The sequence below is a fragment of the Pseudocolwellia sp. AS88 genome, assembly GCF_030551755.1.
Classification (GTDB): domain Bacteria; phylum Pseudomonadota; class Gammaproteobacteria; order Enterobacterales; family Alteromonadaceae; genus Pseudocolwellia.
Genome location: NZ_JAUPEC010000004.1, coordinates 162,328 through 182,197 on the forward strand (window position 1 = coordinate 162,328; position 19,870 = coordinate 182,197).

The following is a 19,870-nucleotide window of genomic DNA, read 5'->3' on the forward strand; positions in this document are numbered from 1 at the left end:
CTGTGTTGAAATCCTTCTAAGCCAGATGAACTGACACCAACTTTAGTCAGTAAGACCTAACCCAATTGACCTTTTTCTTCAAAAGAAATGATCACCTGACTACCTTTGTGTTTATCTGAAGATAACGCAAGCTGCCAACCTTGTTGCTCTACTATTTTTCTCACTATATCTAAACCTATCCCAAATCCTTGGCATGTTTGTTCATCGCCAGCATTGTTATAACCGTCAGTTAAGCCTGAGCTAGAATTAGTGATCAATACGCTCAGCCCTGAAATCTCTACATTTACAATACCTGCGGATGTATGTTCAAAAGCATTTCTTATAAGGTTACTTAACGCAATTCGGCACAAGGCTTTGGGTAATTCATGAGATGAATCATCATCGCCTATTATCTCAAAATTAACGTTTTTACCTTTAAGTAAATAACTATGTTCATCAGTAATAATTGTTGATAACTGCTTAAGGTTTACTGTATCTAACCCCATTTTAGTACCATCTTTACGACTGAGTAATAACAAGGCATTCGTCAATTCAGCCATGTTCTTATTGGCTCTACGAATATTAGTGTGTTGATCAAAAATATTGGTATTACCTTGGCTTGTTCTTAAATCAATTATGTCTAATGAAGAAGATACAACAGCGATTGGCGTACGAAGTTCATGACTCGCATTTTGTAAAAATTGCTTTTCTCGCTGATGATATTGATGAATTCGGTCCATCGTTAGATGTAAGGTTTTTGCTACCTCGCCAATCTCTGTTTTGTTATTTACGACTTCAAACGACAACTCAGGATTATTTTCATCTAAACTTTTCGCCATAACAGTAAGTTCATTTAGCGGTTCAAGTACGGTTTTAATTAAACGTCGAGCAACACCATAAACTAATAAAATAGCCAATAAAGTCACAAATACTATAGAAATAGGCACATTGAGAAAGGGTCCTGGCTTAGGCAATTCAGGTCCAAAATGAGGAGGAGCACCTTCAGGTCTTTCTAGTCTAGGCGGAGGTGGGAAATCTGAACCATGTGGTGGAGCGAAACCTGCTTTATGTGGCGGACCTCTTCTTTTAGGGCTGTCATCATATAATAGATAAAGTCTTTGTGAGTTATTACGGATCGGATGCTTAACAATAAAAACAACTTTATCAGCCTTAGAGGTTTTTATGACTTTACCGCCATCATTCACCGACAAACCATAATCTTTCATGGTATCAAAATCGAATAATGTAGCTATATCTTCAGGGATATTTTCTTTACCAAGATAAACAGAATAGGTGGCGTCGTTAGGTAATACAAAGTTAGCATCGCGCTCAACTTGCTTAGCGTAATGACCTGCCATCGACATCATAGTGCGATGCATAGTAGAACCAATGCTGATCAAAAATATCTGATACAGTAAAAAGGAGAAAACAATTACCAACAAACCAATACTCAAGGCTAATTGTTTTTTGAACTGGTATTGTAAACTGTTCTTATTTTTCACTATTCTCTCCTTGAATATCACTGTCGTGTTCATGCTTTAGCACCAAACCAACACCTCTCACAGTTTGAATAAGCGACTTGCCAAAGGGTTTATCTACAACCTGTCGTAATTTATAAATATGAGACTTAAGGACGTCAGAATCAGGCAATTGATCAGGCCAAATAATCTGTTCTATTTGTTGGCGGGTAACCACTTTTGGGTAGGTTTTCATTAAAGCTTCTAATATTTGCCAGCTGGCTTTATTTAACTCAATTTTTTTACCTGAGCGAGTGACTTCTCTTAAATCAATATCCATCACTAAGTCGAATACATTTAATCTAGTATCATTTTTTCCAAAGCGTTTAGTTAATACTTTCACTCGGGCAACCAGTTCAGGTAAATCGAAGGGTTTAACTAAGTAGTCATCTGCTCCTGCTTCAAAGCCTTGTAGTTTATCGTCTAAGGTATCTCTAGCAGTTAGCATTAAAACAGGTGTATTTACGCCAGCTTGTCTTAGCTCAGTACACAGTGTCATGCCGTCTTTTTCGGGCATCATAATATCTAAAATGATGGCATTAAATGACTGATTCATTGCCAGTTTGAAGCCTAATGCGCCATTGTCAGCGTAATCGCATTCAAAGCCATAAGCTTCAAGAAACTCAATCATATTAGCGGCTAACGCCCTATTATCTTCAACAACCAGTACAACCACTTAAATAACCTTATATGCAGAAATTTGATGCTAGGTTAGTCCATTATAACTTAGCTGTAATAGCTCAGTTCACCTAAAATTCACCTACCTTTTGATAAGCTCCTGCCATCAAATTTATTTTACTCATCACACTTTTAATGGAAGTTTATATGAAAAGATCGATTATAGCCTTGGCTTTGATCCCTATATTAGGATTAACAGCTTGTGGAGGTAGTGATTCGTCAGATGCTACTGACACTACAGATACATCTGAGACAACTAACGCAGCACCGATTGTAGATGCTGGAGCAGATCAAACGGTTGAATCAAGCCAAGAAGTTACCGTAACGCCATCAATTACAGATGACGACGTTGTAACATCGACTTGGACTCAAACTTCAGGAACAAGCGTTACCATTAATCTATCAGACGACGATGTGATTATATTTGAAGCGCCAAGTGTTGATACGCAAGAAACACTTACTTTTGAACTATCAGTAGACGATGGCACCAATGCAGCAGTTTCAGACAGCATTGATATTATTGTAAACCCAGCCAATACAACACTTGTATCAAGCTGGATAATTAACAACGAAACCAGTTCAGATAAGATTTCATCCACTTCAGGTAGTGTATTAGAAAACGTGCAAATTGCTGAGATTGTTACTGTAGTTGAAGATAGCGTTGACGTTGAATATGCGTATGTTGAAACAACGGGTATTCCTAAATACGACGTAACAATCACTGAATCTATGGTTGAACAACTTAACCAACGTCCTAAAGCAGCAACAGATTTTAGCTCTGGCAGCACTTCTGCTGTAGAAGGCCAATTGGTTACTTTTGGTGAAGATATTGGTTACAACAGTAGTACTGAAAACTGTTTAGATACAGGTGGTGATGGTTACTGGCCTCCAGGTCCAGGTTGTCCTACAGCACAAACAACTGAAGCTTACTTTCCAGCTGAACCAACAGTACTAGAAGAAACTGAAGAAGCATGTGAAACAGGCTTAGGTAAAATTGGTTTAATGGTTAACGGCACCAGTATTTATAACTGGGGCGACGGCATGAGTGAAGGCAACAATGTTTGGTATAGCTTAGCGCCTGTTGCCGAGCAATACGATGTAGACATTTGTGGCGGTCATGCTGCTCAAGGCGATTATCATCATCATTTTTACACAAGCTGTTTAGCAACATTAGTAGGCGATAGTAGCGATGCTCATTCTCCTGTTTATGGTTTTGCTGCTGATGGTTACCCACTTTATGGACCATACGAAAGCGCGAACACTTTAGCCGTAAGTGGCTGGAAAATTCGTGACTACGGTTCAGATGCAAGCGAAGGCGGTTGTAGTACAGAAGGCGAAAGAAGCTGTGTTTTAGTTGACCCTGCTGATATTTCTCTGGGCGTTGAAACTGCAGAAAGTGGTCCAGCGATTGGCGAAGATGTAAATACCTTATCAGGTAATGTTATCGCTGCAGACGATGGTTATTTTTACGAAGATTACTACTTTGCAGATGAAGCTGTAACAGGTGCTCAGTTAGACAAACATAACGGTCACGATACTAACGATGGTAAAGGTTATCACTACCATATTACGTTAACACAGGATGCAGATGGCACATTAACCCCATCTTACCCTTATACGATTGGACCAGACTTTAAAGGTGAACTTGCCTCAAATTCTATAAGCCAATGTGGTACTTCTGTTGCAGGTGGCGGCCCTCCAGATGGTGGTGGTCCTCCTGATGGCGGCGGTCCCCCTGATGGTGAAACTCCTGCAGACGGAGAACTTCCTCCAGCGGGCTAATTGATACCCATGCGAGCTTATTGATTGAAAATAAAGCGACCTGATAAACAAAAACTAACGTAGATAAATATTTCTCTGCGTTAGTTTTATTTTGGTTCTATACTCAAATAACACATTAAAAAATAGGTTCAAGTAAATGGTCAAGCACATGATAAAGAAGTCTTTTATTATTCTAGCTATCGCATTAAGTACACCAACAAGTAACCTCTATGCTCAAGCAACATCTCCCGAGCAAGCTCCAGCAAAAACCATGACAATGGATCATTCTCATCTCCCTATTGCCGTACCCTCTGATGTAAAAACACCTGCAATAAGTTTAGAGATATATGAAGACGCTATGTCAGGCTATAACCTACATATTAAAACTCAGCATTATAATTTAACACCTCCGCCGCGTGGTGTTTTGAGTATGGCTGATCTTATGTCTGCCTCTATCAACAAAAAAACAGGTTTTGTTGAAGGTCATGCCCACTTATATATTAACGGCATAAAAATTCAGCGTGTGTATGGCGCAGATTTACATATACCTGCTAAGCATTTTAAAAATGGGATTAACACCGTATCGGTCACCTTAAATAATCATGGTCATATGTTTTGGACGGCTCAAGATAAAAAGATAGTTTCAACCCTTTATATTGATGCTAGCCTACCTGATCTGATCAAACATAAGTTTGAGAGTTTTCCAGTAAGTGAATAGCAAGTAGGTGTATTAAAAGCATATTTATCAACACCTCTATAAAACAGTGATAAACTCAGCAGTATAATATAAAAAAACGTTATTTAACTTATGACTGCTGAACGATTTATCCCTTTTACCAAGCAAGACGTTATTGCTTTATGTACAGAAGATATCAGTGAAAACACATCACACGATATAGATGCCTTCTCACAGGTATGCCAAATTTTATCGAGTGTTTTACATTTCCAATATCACCACTTGCTTGAAAATCTCAAACGTTCGTACGCGCCTTTTGACCCAAATTCAGACACTCGTCAACTAACTACACTCACAAAAAGTGAACTCGCTGAACATCAAGCTGATTTTGCTAAAGACTTCGAGAAAGTGCTGACTGCAGCCAATTTCGAAAAAATAACAGAAGCCGATATTCAAGCTGCATTAACTGAAGAGTCGCTGTTTAAAGTAAGGCTTGAAGTCGCCTTTGACGATTTCGACGAGATTGTATTTTACCGACGTGGCGAGTCTCAAAAAACAGAGGTACTCCAGCAATTTTTTGGCTTAAAGAAAAAGCCCTTAACCTTCACCAATTACGATCGTGTTGCCGTTTACATTAAGTTTAAAGGTAAAGAGCATTTTGCCAACAAACCCTTACCTGCAGGTTTTGAGCCTGGGGCAACGGTGATCAAGTTATTTCAAAACGTACCTAAAGCTGATTTAGAAATGTTATTTCCTAATAGCGAAATACGCATGCGCCCTATCGACAAAGTGATTATTGGCGCATCAGCTATAGTAGGTGGTGCGGTAGTTTTAATTACCAAATTAGGTGCATCGTTAATTTTATTAGCTACTTTATTCGCTTTTTGGATAGGCATGAGCGACGAATCTGTTGAAATGAATCAAAAACAGCTGATCGCATTAGCGCTAGGCTTTGGTGTATTTGGCAGCTTTATATTTAAAGAGTGGAGTAAATTCAAAAACCGTAAAATTAAGTTTATGAAAGCTCTAACCGATAATTTGTATTACAAAAATTTAGATAATAACGCAGGCGTATTTCATACCTTAGTTAACGAAGCTGAAGAAGAAGACTTTAAAGAAGCCCTACTCGCCTATTCTTTTCTTTTGAAACATCCTGAAGGCTTAACTGAGCAAACACTAGATCAAGCCATAGAAACATGGTTCGAAAGTAAATATCAATGTACATTAGATTTTGAAGTGGATGATGCTCTACAAAAACTAGAAGCACTACAATTAGTAACTAAAAGCTCAAACACTCGTCCAGACAATAAGTTAGGAACGAATACGGCGACTAACCCGGTCACCTATTGTGCAGTAGATCTGCCAAAAGCTAAAAAGACATTAGATCACTATTGGGATAATATATTTCAATATTAAGGTTTGCTGATGTAGCAGTTAACGCTAACGGATTAACAAATAAACTTACATCCATATAAACTCACACTCATATAAATTATAGGTATCACATGAAAAAACTTATTACAGGTATTGCGCTCAGTCTCAGTTGTCTTGTTGCATCTTCAGTACAAGCAGCTCAATTCGACGAAGTTAAAATTAAAACTCATGCGGTAGCAGGCGATGTTTATATGCTTGAAGGCGCTGGCGGTAATATAGGTGTGTTAGCAACAGCAGACGGTTTGTTACTTGTAGATGATCAATTCAAGCCACTGGCAGAAAGAATTGAACACGCCATGGTTAATATAGTAAATAAACCATTAAAATATATAGTAAACACACATTTTCATGGCGACCATACTGGTAGTAACAGTCACTTTGCTAATCATGCGCCTATCTTTGCACATACTAACGTGAGAAAACGCTTATCAAGTGCCGAAGATCACGACCATGCAGCACTACCTGTAGTAACTTACGACGATGGCATTACCATTCATTTAAGTGACGAAACCATTGCTTTATCTCATTACCCAAGTGGTCATACTGACGGCGATAGTGTTGTGTTCTTCAAAAAAGCCAACGTTTTACACATGGGTGATTTATTCTTTTCAGGTCGTTTCCCGTTTATCGACTTAAAAAGTGGCGGCTCTGTAAAAGGCTATTTAGCTAATGTGCAAAGCATTGCTAAAACTTTCCCTCAAGATATAAAGATAATTCCAGGTCATGGTGAGTTAACTGATATGAATGGCCTACACGATTATATCGCCATGATAGATTTTAGTATTAAACGTGTAGAGCAAGCGATTACGAAAGGCTTAACGCTAGAACAAGTCATTGAGCAAGGTATTGGCGACAAGTATAAAAGCCTAACATGGAACTTTATTACTGAAGAAAAATGGTTAACGACTTTATATACCGACTTAAAGTAAACCTCTATTACTATACATTCAGCTTGCCCTTGCATTTACGTAAGCAAAATACAGCTAATAAATAGAATAAAACGATAAAAATCCCCCTGTAAAGTAAGAAAATAGAGTTTACAACTGTATTTTCTTACTGATTTACACAAAATTTCTTTTGTACCTCTTTATCCTCACAATTTATCTAAAACTCCAAAACCAACCATAACCACCTGTTAAATAACAAATTACTACCCTTTCCCCTACAGAGTATTCTCTATATTTCATCTAATAAGTCAGTTTTACAAGTCAATCTATAGATAAAACCTATAAATAAAATAGATTCATTCGATTATACCTATTGAGTGTTGTTCCATATACTTATCACAACTTAAACGAAACCACTGAACAAAACGTTCAAACATACATTTAAATTAACTTTGGAGCTCAACATGACACAATCAATTATCAACTCAAAAATCTTACCATTCAACGCTACTGCATACAGCAACGGCGACTTTGTTGAAGTAAGTGAAGCTGACATCGCAGGAAAATGGGCAGTATTCTTTTTCTACCCTGCTGATTTCACATTTGTTTGTCCTACTGAATTAGGCGACATGGCAGACCACTACGCACAACTTCAAGAGATGGGCGTTGAAGTTTACTCAGTATCAACTGATACACACTTTACTCATAAAGCATGGCACGACAGTTCAGACACAATTGGCAAAATTAACTACCCAATGATTGGTGACCCAACTGGAAAAATTACACGTAATTTCGGTGTAATGATTGAAGAAGATGGCTTAGCACTTCGCGGTACATTTTTAGTTAACCCAGAAGGTGAAATTAAAGTTGCTGAAGTACATGACTTAGGTATAGGTCGCTCTGCTAAAGAACTAGTTCGTAAAATCCAAGCAGCACAATATGTTGCAGCGCATGACGGCGAAGTTTGTCCAGCAGCATGGGAGCCAGGCTTAGAAACATTAGCTCCTTCTTTAGACTTAATTGGCAAAATTTAATTAACCCTATTACTACTGAGTTCTTCATCAATCATACAGAACTCAGTAGTTAACAAGAGTTAAGAAATAATTTTCCAATAACCTCAAACCTTGTTTTACCTACAGTAAACAACGTTAAAAACAAGGTTTGAATATTTATTATACATAGCAACATTCGCTAAGGAATTTTCAACATGTTAGATGCAAACTTAAAAGCCCAATTACAGAACTACCTACAAAATTTAACGTCTAGTGTTGAATTAGCAGTGTTTCTTGACGATGGTCCAAAATCAAAAGAATTAAACGAATTAGTGCAAGAAATTGCAACAATGTCACCACTTATCAACCTAGTAAAACTAGATGGGAGCAACGAACGCGCTCCGTCAATGCTAGTCAGATCGGTTACCAACAATACTGAAATACGTTTTGCCGGTATTCCAATGGGACATGAATTTACCTCACTTGTTTTAGCTTTATTACACAGTGGCGGACACCCAATTAAATTGAGTGAAGAAATTATAGAACAGGTACGCAACTTAGAAGGTGATTACGCGTTTGAGACCTATGTATCCTTAAGTTGTCAGAATTGTCCTGATGTTGTTCAAGCATTGAATATGATGTCAGCAATCAATCCACAAATTACCAATGTAATGGTAGATGGATCTGTATTCTCACAAGAAGTTTACAGTAAAGATATTTTATCTGTACCCGCAGTGTACTTGAACGGACAACCGTTTGCTCAAGGCAGAATGTCGGTTATAGAAATACTAAACAAAGTGGATGTAAACGCACATTCACGCCAAGCGGAAGCGATTAACAAGAAAGAATCTTTCGATGTATTAGTGATAGGTGGTGGTCCAGCGGGCGCATCATCAGCAATATACAGCGCACGTAAAGGCATAAAAACAGGTGTAGTAGCAGACCGTTTTGGCGGACAACTACAAGACACCATGGCAATTGAAAACTTTATCTCCGTTAAAGCCACGGAAGGCCCCAAGCTTGTTGCCAGCTTGGAAGAACACGTAAAAGAATACGACGTAGACATTATGAATGGTCAACGCGTTAAAAAGATTATTGAAAGCGATGTACCTGGTGGCCTAATTCAAGTTCAGCTTGAAAACGACGCCATTCTTCAAACTCGCTCAGCCATTATTGCCACCGGTGCAAGATGGAGAGAAATGAACGTACCAGGCGAGCAAGAGTACAAAGGTAAAGGCGTAGCATACTGCCCACATTGTGATGGACCATTATTTAAAGGTAAATCTGTAGCCGTAATTGGTGGTGGTAACTCAGGTATAGAAGCGGCAATTGATTTAGCCGGTATTGTTAGCCACGTAACGGTTTTAGAATTTGATACAAGCTTACGAGCTGATGCTGTTTTACAAGAAAAAGCCCGTTCGTTAGGTAACGTTGAAATTATTATGAATGCTCAAACCACTGAGGTATTAGGTAACGGTAATCATGTAACAGGTCTTAACTACTTAGACCGTCAAACAAACGAAACTAAAAGTATAGAACTAGCCGGTATATTTGTTCAAATTGGTTTAGTACCTAACTCACAGTTTTTAGAAGGTACAGTAGATTTAACACCACGTGGCGAAATTATTACCAACAGTCACGGCGAAACAAGCATTGCAGGTGTTTATGCTGCAGGTGATGTAACTCACACACCTTACAAGCAAATCATTATTGCAATGGGAAGTGGCGCAACAGCAGCACTTGGCGCTTTTGATTACTTAATCAGAACACCAAATGCAGAAGAAGAGTTGGTAGCAGAGAAGGAAACTCAAGCGGCTTAATTAACCTCTGCTCGGATTAAATCTTCTAAAGAGTAAACCTAAAATTTATTACTAGCTTATAAATTGCAGGACATAGCCCTAACTTGAACCTCCCCGAGTTTAAGTTAGGGTGAATTTATTTAACAATTCCCCCCAAGCACTTTCGTCACTGTATTCTTTTTTTGAAGGATACTATAGTGGCGTTAGTGCTTTTTTATATCTATTACGGTTTACAAATTACAGTTTACAAAAACAATCAAATAACCTCTTTCATCGAGTTTTTAACACTACTCACAACTGCTCGAATACATTGCATTCTTGAATAGCCCGATCTCAACATGAGTGATATTTGTCGATTAGGTTTTGGATCTTCAAACGGAATATAATTAATTGTGTTAGTAATGTGATGATTAACCGTTGCAAGTTGCGGTAATAAGGTGATGCCCATATTGCTTGAAACCATATAACGTAAAGTTTCTAAGCTTGTTGCCTGAAAACGATGATCTTCTTTCGCACCTGCGGTAAAACAAAAACCTAAAGCTTGATCTCGTAAACAGTGACCATCTTCTAATGTTAATACTTCATAGTCTTTTAACTCACCTAAACTTACCACCTCTTTCAACGAAAGCTGGTGATCTTTTGATGTGGCCAATACCAATGGTTCTTCAAATAAATCGTAGCGATCAAATTTATCCATTTCTTCCAGCCAAGGTAAAATAATTAAATCTAACTTACCGTCATCTAAAGACTTTAAAAGATTTTTAGTTTTATCTTCGTGTAAATAAAATTTTATATTCGGTAATTTATCGTTTAAATCTTTCATGATGTGAGGCAACAAATATGGCGCTAAAGTAGGTATTAATCCTATATGTAAATCTCCAGAAAAGGGATCTAACAATGCTTTAGCAGACGCTTCAAAATTATTCGCTGCACGTAATACTTTACGAGCCTCAGCAACTAATTCTTCTCCTGCAGGAGTTAGCATTACTTTTCTAGTTTGCCTTTCAACTAAGGTTAAACCTAAATGCTCTTCGAGCTTCATAATCTGACCACTTAATGTGGGTTGACTTACAAAACAAGCTTCAGCAGCACGACCAAAATGTCTGTGTGTATCAATGGCATCTAAATATTCTAAATCACGAATCTTGATCATAGCTAAACTCTATCAATAATTAAAAAGCAATCTATTTTAACTATATCACAATCCTTTTACCTATTTGTCACAAGCATAAACACACAAATATAAGAAATACGCTTCAGCATAGTGCAGCATGCCCATCACTGAACATTTTTTAACAAGAAACAAAGAAATAGAAAACACTTTGAACAATAAAAACAGACACTTAACTTATTGGTATCAGACTTGCTGTACACATAAGTAGATTAAACATTAAATTCAGACAAAAGTGAGAAACCATGGCTTATATAGAACCCAGTGAATTTGTAACCAAAATGGTCGATTCTGGTGAACAGAAAGTTTACATGTCGACTAAAGATACCGTTATCCGTGCATTTATGGCGGGTGCCATTCTTGGCTTAGCCGCTATTTTTGCTATTACTGTAGCAACTAAAACCGGCAGCCCTATTTTAGGCGCGTGTTTATTCCCGGTTGGTTTCATCATGCTTTACTTGATGAAGTTTGACTTATTAACAGGTGTATTTACTTTAGTGCCTTTAGCTTTATTAGATAAACGTCCAGGTGTTACCTTTGGTGGCGTGATGCGCAACTGGGGTTTAGTGTTTATAGGCAATTTTGGTGGTGCCATGACAACCGCTTTCTTTATGTCGTTTATTTTAACCTATGGTTATTCTGCTGATGGTGGTGCAATTGCCGCTAAAGTCGCTCACATTGGTGAATCAAGAACGGTAGGTTACCAAGAGCACGGGATTGGCGGTTGGTTAACTATTTTCATTCGCGGTATGTTATGTAACTGGATGGTGTCTATGGGTGTTGTTGGCGCCATGATTTCTACCTCTGCAGGCGCTAAAATGGCTGCCATGTGGATGCCAGTTATGTTGTTCTTTTTCATGGGTTTTGAGCATTCAATTGTGAATATGTTTTTATTCCCATTCTCTATGATCATGGGTGGTGACTTTACCGTTTATGATTATTTACTTTGGAATGAAATTCCTACAGTTCTAGGTAACTTAGCAGGCGGTTTATTATTAGTGGGCTTACCACTGTACTTTACTCATGTGAGAACTTCACCTGAGCGTAAACTTTAGTAAATTGTTGTAAAGTATTACTTTAAGAAATGGCTTCGTAATTAATATTGCGGAGCCTTTTTATTTTAGACCTTATGAAATAATGTAACTCTGGTAGACTTTTAATGAACTTATTCACACCTGAATAAACAGAATAAGTAGTGTAGATTGAAAACGTTATAATCGAGTTTGATAGGAATAAATCATGAGCAAAGCACTTAGTGTCAGTATTGGCGGTGCAACCGATAAAGGTGTAAAAGCCATTAACCAAGATTTTTTAGGCAGCGTAACGCCTAAAGAACCTCAGCTTAGTGCTAAAGGTATTGCACTAGCTATGGCTGACGGTATTAGCTCAAGTAAAGTAAGCCAAATAGCCAGCGAGACTGCTGTTGCTAGTTTTTTAGATGATTATTACTGCACCTCTGACTCTTGGTCAGTAAAAAGCTCTGTGCAAAAGGTTATTAAATCGATTAATTCTTGGCTGTATTCGCAAACCCGAAATAGCCCATACCGTTTCGATAAAGACAAAGGATATATTTGTACTTTCAGCGCTTTAGTTTTCAAATCAAATACGGCTCACTTGTTTCATTCTGGCGATACCCGTATTTATCGTTTATCAGGCGACGGGCTTGAACAACTTACTGAAGATCACCGTCGCGTAGTTTCATCTGAAGTCACCTATCTCACGCGGGCGTTAGGTATAGACCAAACCTTAGAAATAGATTATCAATCCCTTACTATCGAACCAGGTGACACTTTTGTTATTGCCACAGATGGTATTTACGAATTCATTAAAAGCTCAGACATTACTAAAGCCATTAATAACGCTGAGTCATTAAACGATGCCGCACAATTAATTCTTGAACAAGCACTTGAACACGGCAGCGATGACAACTTAAGTATACAAATAGCTCGAGTAGATAACTTACCTGAATATCAATTAGACGAAGTACATCAACTTACTATGTTGCCTTTGCCGCCTAGACTAACGCCAAGAATGGATTTTGATGGTTATGAAATACTGCGAGAAATTTATATTAGCAGCCGCAGTCATGTATTTTTAGCTCGAGATAAAGACACAAACGAAACTGTTGTTATTAAAACGCCATCCACCGAGTTACGTAACGACAGTAAATATTTAGAACGTTTCATGTTGGAAGAATGGATAGCCAAACGAGTTGATAATCCAAACGTAGCAAAAGCAATAGAGCCTAAACGAAAACGTAACTTCTTATATTTAGTAACGGAATATATTGAAGGCATTTCATTAAATCAGTGGATGATAGACAACCCCAAGCCTAAGTTAGAACAAGTTCGCGACATAATCGAACAAGTCGCCAAAGGATTACAGGCTTTTCATCGGCAAGAAATGATCCACCAAGATTTACGGCCAAATAACATCATGATTGATCATACAAATACCGTAAAAATTATTGATTTTGGCTCAACCTTTATTGCTGGTGTTACCGACGCAAATACCGAAGATGTAATGCGCGGAACCATACGTTTTTCGGCACCTGAGTATTTTTTAGGACAATTAGGAACTCAGCAATCAGACATTTATTCATTAGCGGCTATCACCTATCAAATGTTGTCTGGTGAGTTTCCATATAGCCAAGCCATTGCTCAAGCGAATACCCTTTCAGCACAGGAAAAACTGGGATATAGAAGTTTAATTACTAAAGATTCACAACTTCCTGTTTGGCTAGACTATACTTTAAAAAGAGCTTTACATATCAACCCGTTAAAACGACATTCAGAATTATCAGAATTTATGCATGATCTTAGACATCCAAATAAAATGTATTTAGCACAAACTAAACCACCTTTAATGGAACGAGATCCTGTAATGTTTTGGCAAGGCGTTAGTTTAGTTTTATTTGTACTGTTAATCGCCCAGTTCATCTGAGTTAACTACAGCAAAAAGCTGTGTAATGAAATTTTAATATATTTGTTTTATTATGTAACAATATGCAACCGTAACTGGAAGTATTAAAACTTTTTTACCTGGATAATGAGTATTTTAAATTATATATTTATAAATTCAGTTAATTAAGAATATTTATTTAAGATCTACGGTCTACTATTAGGCAACATAAAAAATCGACATCACGAAACGAACAAACGAGAGAAAAGAAAAATTATGATCACTAGCCAAATAGAAATACTTGAACAAGCACGTTTATATCTGAGGAGTATTACACAAGAAGAATACGTAGAAATAATCTCTCCAAACTTTATCAGCTCAGCCGGCTCACATGTTCGCCATATCATAGATCATTATCAATCGGTTATATCAGGAATTGAAAACGGTATTATCGATTACGATTTCCGTTTACGTGGTAGTAAAGTAGAAGAGAATCCTCAACTAGCTTTAGAAAAATTTGATGAAATTGAAGCATGGATGTCGAATCTTACAGACAGCGATTTAAATCAAACTATTTCACTTTCAACTGAAGTAAGCACCAGCTCTAAACAAGTGCAAATTGTACAAACTTCATTAGCACGCGAGCTTATTTTTGTAGGTAGTCATGCAGTTCATCATTATGCGATGATCACACAAATTACTTTTGCACAAAGCTCTACAGCAAATACATCGTTTGGCATTGCACCAGCAACAGCGACTTTCTTAAGAGAGAAAAACGCCTCAGCTTAATCATTAAGTGTAAAACTTCTAAAAGAAGAGTTAACCCGAGTTAAGATATGGACTTCTTAAGTTATTGATTAGTTTATTTAGATTGAATTTAAACAAATAAACTAATCAATAATGGGCCTTCAACTTAATCAACCTCAACTAGGGATAAGCAAAGTCAGTACTAACTTTACTTCCCAATCTAACAACCCTTTCAAGTAAATAAACTACCTTGTGTAGTTCAAATACTCATCTTTTCCTTTACCTAAATACAGCTTAAGTAATTTCTCTGGAGCTTTTGGTAAATCAACACTTAACAATAATCCCGGCGTGTGATTAAAGTTAGTATCAATACCCGTACAATGAAATTTAGCACCCAATTTATGATATTGTTTTAACAATATAGGTACATCTTTCCCGTCAGTTTCTATGCCTGCTACCATTGCAGATAACTGTTCTAAAGTAACAGAATTAGCTTTTAGAAAGTCTTGTGCTTCAGGATGTAGGTTACTTTCAAAAGGTGATTTAGCATCAACTCCTTCACGCTCGGTGATCATGACTTCATTAATTAACGCAACAGAACGCGGATCGTATAACTTACTTAGCGATACCGTGCCATATAAGGTTCTATATCTTGGGTTTTTACATACGTAAGCGCCTATGCCCTTCCAAAGTAATAACAAGCCGTGATAGCTATTTTGATGCTCAGCAACAATAAACGAACGTCCCATTTCTAAACACGCTTTCTTTTGATTGATAAACTCAGGTTTAAAGGTAAACATTTGCGATAAATACAACTTAGAAATGTCAGCATCTTTTTGTAAAACATCTGTTTGGCCTATACGGTAAGCACCAATAATTTCTTCATTTTGATGATCGAATATAAATAAATGCATATAAGTTGCGTCAAAATGATCGGTATCACATTCTTCGCCACTACCTTCATTATGTTCTCTAAAAGTAATCTCTCTTAAACGAGTGATCTCTTGTACACAATTTGGTATTTGGTGTTGGTAACCGTTATACACAGTAAAAGATTTAAACTTCACTAAAACCTGCTCTTCTGGCAAAGCAGCAAGTTCTTGTGTCATTAAAGCTTTATCAGCCATTGGAATAATGTCTTTAAATTCAACTGTTTTATCGTCTTCTATCCAAGGGGTTAAATATGTTTCATCGTTCAAATAACACTGTAGTCTTACAAAATCGTTCATGTTCTCAATACCATTAAATGCATTAAGCTGCTCAGGCTTAATTAAATTATTTGTCACTAAATTAATAGGGTGTTCATTTAGTTTTACCATTTCGCGCGCCAGCATTAGCAATCGAAAACGATAATATATTTGCCCCATTTTATGGAACAGTTTGCTATTAGTCCCGGAAATAAATACAGGTAATATAGGAGCTTTCTTTTTAACAGCCACTTGAATGGCAATTCGGTTCCATTCTGCATCAGTAATGCGTTGTCTATCGTCTTGAAATGAAGATACTTTTCCAGCAGGGAATACTACTAATAATCCTTCATTATCAACATGCTTAAAACATTGTTTAATCGCCGAAGTATTTATCGCCGCTTTAGGTTGTAATGGATTAGCAAAAATAAAATAATCAGCAATTTCTTTAAAAACCCGTAAGCCTAAGTTCGCCATTATTTTAGTATCAGCACGATATGCTGTAAGTATTTTAGCAATAATAACTCCTTCTACCATACCGTAAGGATGGTTACATACAACAACACAACGACCTTCTTTCGGAATTTTAGCAATAACACCATCACCGCCAAAAACGCGTACACCTAGCTCCTTTAACAAGCGCTCTGAAAAATCTTGTTTTTCGCGCCCCCATAAATCACCTCGAACATAAAGCTGATGAAGTTTATCTATGCCTAGTAGTTTATCTAATAAAGGGGAAATCGGCCTTAGTATGTTACCTAACAGGCTATCGGGTAGTAACGCAGCTAAGCGTAAATCTGAAACATTTTCTTTAGGTTTATTCATAGTGATGGGTTTACAACAATTCTCAACAATTTAATTTTTATTTTGCTTAACTTCAGCCTCAATACGTAAACAAGACCCTTAACAACAGAAAAACTATTCAACAGACTTTAATAATAACTCTTCACACAAATAAAACTAGCATAAAAACATAACTTTACTGCTAACAATTAACACCTGTTTAGTATATTGGTTTATATTAACTCCTCCCGTAAAGCATCAGTAACCATACTGAGAGTCTTATTATTGAACGAAGCAACACAGGATGTTTACGCCAACTCATTAATTTATAACAAGCATTATTTATTGAGAGCTAAAAAATAATATGAAAAAAACTATACTCAACAAATCATCTTTTAAACATCAACTCTCAACACTTATTAAAACATCTTTACTCTGTGTTAGTTTTTTAACTGCATCATGTTCCTCTGCTCAACCAAGTGTTTTAGAAACCCATTATCAAGAAAACGCTCATAAACTTCATGATAAAAACACAGCTGAAACTTGTGCAGCACTTAGCAAACCCAATCAAACATCGTTATCACAGCACTTAGCTCCTTATGCCGAGAGAATGCAAAATAGCACAGGGGTTTATGTACTCGAAGAAGGTATAGAATCGTTATTATCTCGGGGCTGGTTAACTCATAAAGCTGAAAAGACCATTGATATTCAATACTTCATTTTCACTGCCGACAACATCGGACTCATTGCCGCAGACTACTTAATTCAAGCAGCTGACCGTGGTGTAAAAGTTCGCTTACTTGTTGATGACTTAATGGTAGATGCTAAGGGTGACGAATTATTAATATTAGACGCTCATGAAAATCTATCTATTAAAATATATAACCCACTAGCTAATATTGGTAAAAACATTTTCCAAAAAGTAAAAAATCTCGCCACAGATTTTCACGGTTTTAATCAGCGCATGCACAATAAAACCTTCACCGTTGATGGCAAAGTATCAATTACTGGTGGCAGAAATGTAGCCGATGAGTATTTTGGTTACGACCACGAATATAATTTCAGAGATCGTGATGTGTTGTTGTTAGGTGGCTCTGTTAGTGAAATTGAATCATCTTTTGAAGATTTTTGGAACGACGAACTAAGCGTGCCAGTAACGCAACTTATTAAAAGTGAAAACAATGATACTGACATCACAAACTCAGACTTAGCAAATTATGAAGCCCTGCATCAATACGCTTGCGATACTGAAAACTATGTTCCTCTAGTTCGTGAAAAAATGAAGAAAATTCCTGAAGCATTTTTGCAGCAAGAAACTGAAGGTAAAGTGTATTGGTTGCAAGATGTTGAATATATCTCAGATATTCCAGGTAAGAATAACGAAAATAAATTCCTCGGCGGTAGCGGTCTTTCTACAGAAAAACTCATTGAACTGGTTCGTAATGCTAAAAAGTCGATCATCATTCAAACACCTTACTTAGTTACCACCGACTTAAGCCGAGATTTATTCAAAGCATTAACAGACAACGGTGTTGAGATAAAAATACTAACCAACAGCTTAGCCTCTAACGATAACCTTGAAGCTTTTAATGGTTATCAACGCGACAGACAAAAACTATTAAAAACAGGTGTCGAAATTTACGAATTTAAACCAGATGCTGAGATCAGACAAAAAATAATGTCTGAAGTTATGGATAAGCAATTAACCACCCCACCTATCTTTGGTTTACATTCAAAGTCGATGGTAATTGATGATGAAATAACGGTGATCGGGACTTTTAATTTAGACCCACGCAGTGCCAATTTAAACACCGAAAGTATTACGGTTATTCCTTCAAAAGCATTAACGCTAGATGTAAAACAAGGCATGCTTGAAGAGATGGAACCACAAAATGCATGGCGAACTACAGAAGATTGGAATCCTGATGGTGAAGTCGACATACTCAAACGAATAAAAGTAAAGTTACGAAGAGTTGTACCTAAAAATATACTTTAGGTGATAACTTAACAACGGCTTAAGCATAAAGAAATGGAATGCAGAGTGATGCAACTTGGTAATGAGCAATAGCTAATGAGTGAAATTAATCGTATTTCAATACGCTCTTACACTAACAAAATAGAAAGCCATGCTCACAGCTATCATCAGCTAGTGCTGCCCTTGCATGGCTCTATTGATATTAAGGTTGGAGACTTTTCAGGGCTAGTCAACATTGGTGATTGTGTCATTATAAAATCTGGCGAAACACATGAATTTAAAGCCCACCAGGACGCCAGATTTATTGTGGTAGACAGCGATAAATTACCTGAAAACATCATGAAATCACCTAACGAAAAAATTGCGATTAACGCACCTTTACTGGCTCTTATTCAATTTATTGAAACTCAATTAAATCATCATATTAATCAAACCATAGAATCAGCCACTTATGACTTCTTTTATCTGCTTTTAGCACAACAACCGCTATCAAATAACAGAGATAAACGCTTAAACAAAGTACTCAGCTATATTAACCAACACCTAGCGACTAACATGACGAATACGCAACTAGCACAACTCGCTTTTCTCAGTATTACTCAGTTCAAAAAAGTCTTTAAAGAAAATCTCGGTGTAACCACTCAACAGTACATTACACAACAAAGAATGGATAAAGCTAAAACGCTACTTACCCATACCGATACACCTATAGCAATCATTGCCGAGCAAGTAGGTTATCAAAGTCCGTCAGCATTTAGCCGTAAGTTTAAAGCTCATTTTGGTAATTGCCCGAGAGAATTTAGTCAATAATCACTTAGAAAGTCGAGTGAATATTCACATTGAGTGGTCAGGTTAACTTCGTTATATTAAAACAATGCCACAAAACAGAGTTATATATGAAATTAAACGGAACCTCTAAAACTAAAGAATCTAAATACAATTCAACAGTCAGCTTATTTTTAAGCATAGGTATGTTAGTTGTGGTTTTAGTCGCTTTTGATTTTTCAGAAATGCCCACATTTGGCAAACTGTTCATGATTCTTTGGATAGGTGTGGTATGTGCACAAATTTATCAATCATACAGAAACTCTATATTCTCAAATAAAAGCTTACATCATGAGGTTACAGATCATGATTTGAAAATTTCAGGATTCAAACAGAACGTTTCTCCTAAAGCTGAATCAACAAAAGCTAAACCAGAAAAAGACTTTGCATTACGTCTAAGAAAACTAGAAGGTTTATACCTAGATGGCTTATTAACCACTGAAGAGTACGAAGCAAAAAGACAAGATATATTAGATGAAGATTGGGGAAAATAAGCAATGTATAACAAAACCCAAACTCCCCCCTTCTTTAAAACCTGTTGCCTAAATCACGTCTTCC

Annotated in this window: 16 protein-coding genes; 12 read left to right on the top strand and 4 right to left on the bottom strand. The window is 37.0% G+C overall.

All coding sequences use genetic code 11. The features are described 5' to 3' along the window. Positions 1 to 56 precede the first annotated feature (56 nt). Both Q5N69_RS04750 and Q5N69_RS04755 read right to left on the bottom strand, forming a co-directional pair. Complete coding sequence (locus tag Q5N69_RS04750; protein ID WP_304367708.1) at positions 57 to 1,481, bottom strand: HAMP domain-containing sensor histidine kinase; 1,425 nt, start codon at positions 1,479 to 1,481, stop codon at positions 57 to 59. After that, entirely contained in the window at positions 1,471 to 2,172 is a 702-nt protein-coding gene (locus Q5N69_RS04755) for a response regulator transcription factor (RefSeq protein WP_304367709.1), read from the bottom strand. Before Q5N69_RS04755 ends, Q5N69_RS04750 begins: the two co-directional genes overlap by 11 nt. 149 nt (positions 2,173 to 2,321) lie before the next feature. Here Q5N69_RS04755 and Q5N69_RS04760 point away from each other — a divergent pair, with 149 nt between their 5' ends. From Q5N69_RS04760 to ahpF, 6 genes are all read left to right on the top strand, one after another. Then, positions 2,322 to 3,956 (top strand): YHYH protein, encoded by a 1,635-nt coding sequence (locus tag Q5N69_RS04760; protein ID WP_304367710.1) that lies wholly within the window; start codon positions 2,322 to 2,324, stop codon positions 3,954 to 3,956. A gap of 148 nt (positions 3,957 to 4,104) precedes the next feature. Then, a complete protein-coding gene (locus tag Q5N69_RS04765) occupies positions 4,105 to 4,653 on the top strand; it encodes a hypothetical protein (RefSeq protein ID WP_304367711.1) in 549 nt (182 codons plus the stop codon). Positions 4,654 to 4,743: 90 nt separating this feature from the next. Then, the gene (locus tag Q5N69_RS04770) at positions 4,744 to 6,027 is read left to right on the top strand and encodes a TMEM143 family protein (RefSeq protein WP_304367712.1); all 1,284 of its coding nucleotides are present in this window, start codon (positions 4,744 to 4,746) and stop codon (positions 6,025 to 6,027) included. A gap of 89 nt (positions 6,028 to 6,116) precedes the next feature. Beyond that, the gene (locus tag Q5N69_RS04775) at positions 6,117 to 6,974 is read left to right on the top strand and encodes an MBL fold metallo-hydrolase (RefSeq protein ID WP_304367713.1); all 858 of its coding nucleotides are present in this window, start codon (positions 6,117 to 6,119) and stop codon (positions 6,972 to 6,974) included. A 422-nt stretch (positions 6,975 to 7,396) separates the two neighbouring features. After that, positions 7,397 to 7,966, top strand: coding sequence for an alkyl hydroperoxide reductase subunit C (gene ahpC / locus Q5N69_RS04780; protein ID WP_304367714.1), 570 nt, complete (start codon positions 7,397 to 7,399; stop codon positions 7,964 to 7,966). 173 nt (positions 7,967 to 8,139) lie between these two features. Beyond that, positions 8,140 to 9,744, top strand: coding sequence for an alkyl hydroperoxide reductase subunit F (ahpF, locus tag Q5N69_RS04785; protein ID WP_304367715.1), 1,605 nt, complete (start codon positions 8,140 to 8,142; stop codon positions 9,742 to 9,744). A 235-nt stretch (positions 9,745 to 9,979) separates the two neighbouring features. Here the strand turns inward: ahpF and oxyR are convergent, their stop codons facing one another. After that, positions 9,980 to 10,876: a DNA-binding transcriptional regulator OxyR gene (gene oxyR, locus Q5N69_RS04790; RefSeq protein ID WP_304367716.1), complete on the bottom strand. Its 897-nt coding sequence runs from the start codon at positions 10,874 to 10,876 to the stop codon at positions 9,980 to 9,982. Positions 10,877 to 11,139: 263 nt separating this feature from the next. Here oxyR and Q5N69_RS04795 point away from each other — a divergent pair, with 263 nt between their 5' ends. The 3 genes from Q5N69_RS04795 (at position 11,140) to Q5N69_RS04805 (ending at position 14,584) form a co-directional block, all read left to right on the top strand. Continuing rightward, entirely contained in the window at positions 11,140 to 11,949 is an 810-nt protein-coding gene (locus Q5N69_RS04795; RefSeq protein WP_304367717.1) for a formate/nitrite transporter family protein, read from the top strand. 184 nt (positions 11,950 to 12,133) lie between these two features. Beyond that, positions 12,134 to 13,837, top strand: coding sequence for a bifunctional protein-serine/threonine kinase/phosphatase (locus Q5N69_RS04800; RefSeq protein ID WP_304367718.1), 1,704 nt, complete (start codon positions 12,134 to 12,136; stop codon positions 13,835 to 13,837). 234 nt (positions 13,838 to 14,071) lie between these two features. Beyond that, positions 14,072 to 14,584 (top strand): DinB family protein, encoded by a 513-nt coding sequence (locus Q5N69_RS04805; RefSeq protein ID WP_304367719.1) that lies wholly within the window; start codon positions 14,072 to 14,074, stop codon positions 14,582 to 14,584. Positions 14,585 to 14,787: 203 nt separating this feature from the next. Here the strand turns inward: Q5N69_RS04805 and Q5N69_RS04810 are convergent, their stop codons facing one another. Continuing rightward, positions 14,788 to 16,554, bottom strand: a complete 1,767-nt coding sequence (locus Q5N69_RS04810; protein ID WP_304367720.1) for a lysophospholipid acyltransferase family protein — start codon at positions 16,552 to 16,554, stop codon at positions 14,788 to 14,790. A gap of 322 nt (positions 16,555 to 16,876) precedes the next feature. Between Q5N69_RS04810 and Q5N69_RS04815 the strand changes: the two genes are divergently transcribed. The 3 genes from Q5N69_RS04815 to Q5N69_RS04825 all read left to right on the top strand — a co-directional run bounded on the left by Q5N69_RS04815 (position 16,877) and on the right by Q5N69_RS04825 (position 19,806). Then, positions 16,877 to 18,508: a phospholipase D family protein gene (locus Q5N69_RS04815; RefSeq protein WP_304367721.1), complete on the top strand. Its 1,632-nt coding sequence runs from the start codon at positions 16,877 to 16,879 to the stop codon at positions 18,506 to 18,508. A 75-nt stretch (positions 18,509 to 18,583) separates the two neighbouring features. Then, positions 18,584 to 19,297: an AraC family transcriptional regulator gene (locus Q5N69_RS04820; RefSeq protein WP_304367722.1), complete on the top strand. Its 714-nt coding sequence runs from the start codon at positions 18,584 to 18,586 to the stop codon at positions 19,295 to 19,297. Positions 19,298 to 19,383: 86 nt separating this feature from the next. Further along, positions 19,384 to 19,806 carry an SHOCT domain-containing protein gene (locus tag Q5N69_RS04825; protein ID WP_304367723.1) on the top strand — a complete coding sequence of 141 codons (423 nt, stop codon included), beginning with the start codon at positions 19,384 to 19,386 and terminating at the stop codon, positions 19,804 to 19,806. Positions 19,807 to 19,870 lie beyond the last annotated feature (64 nt).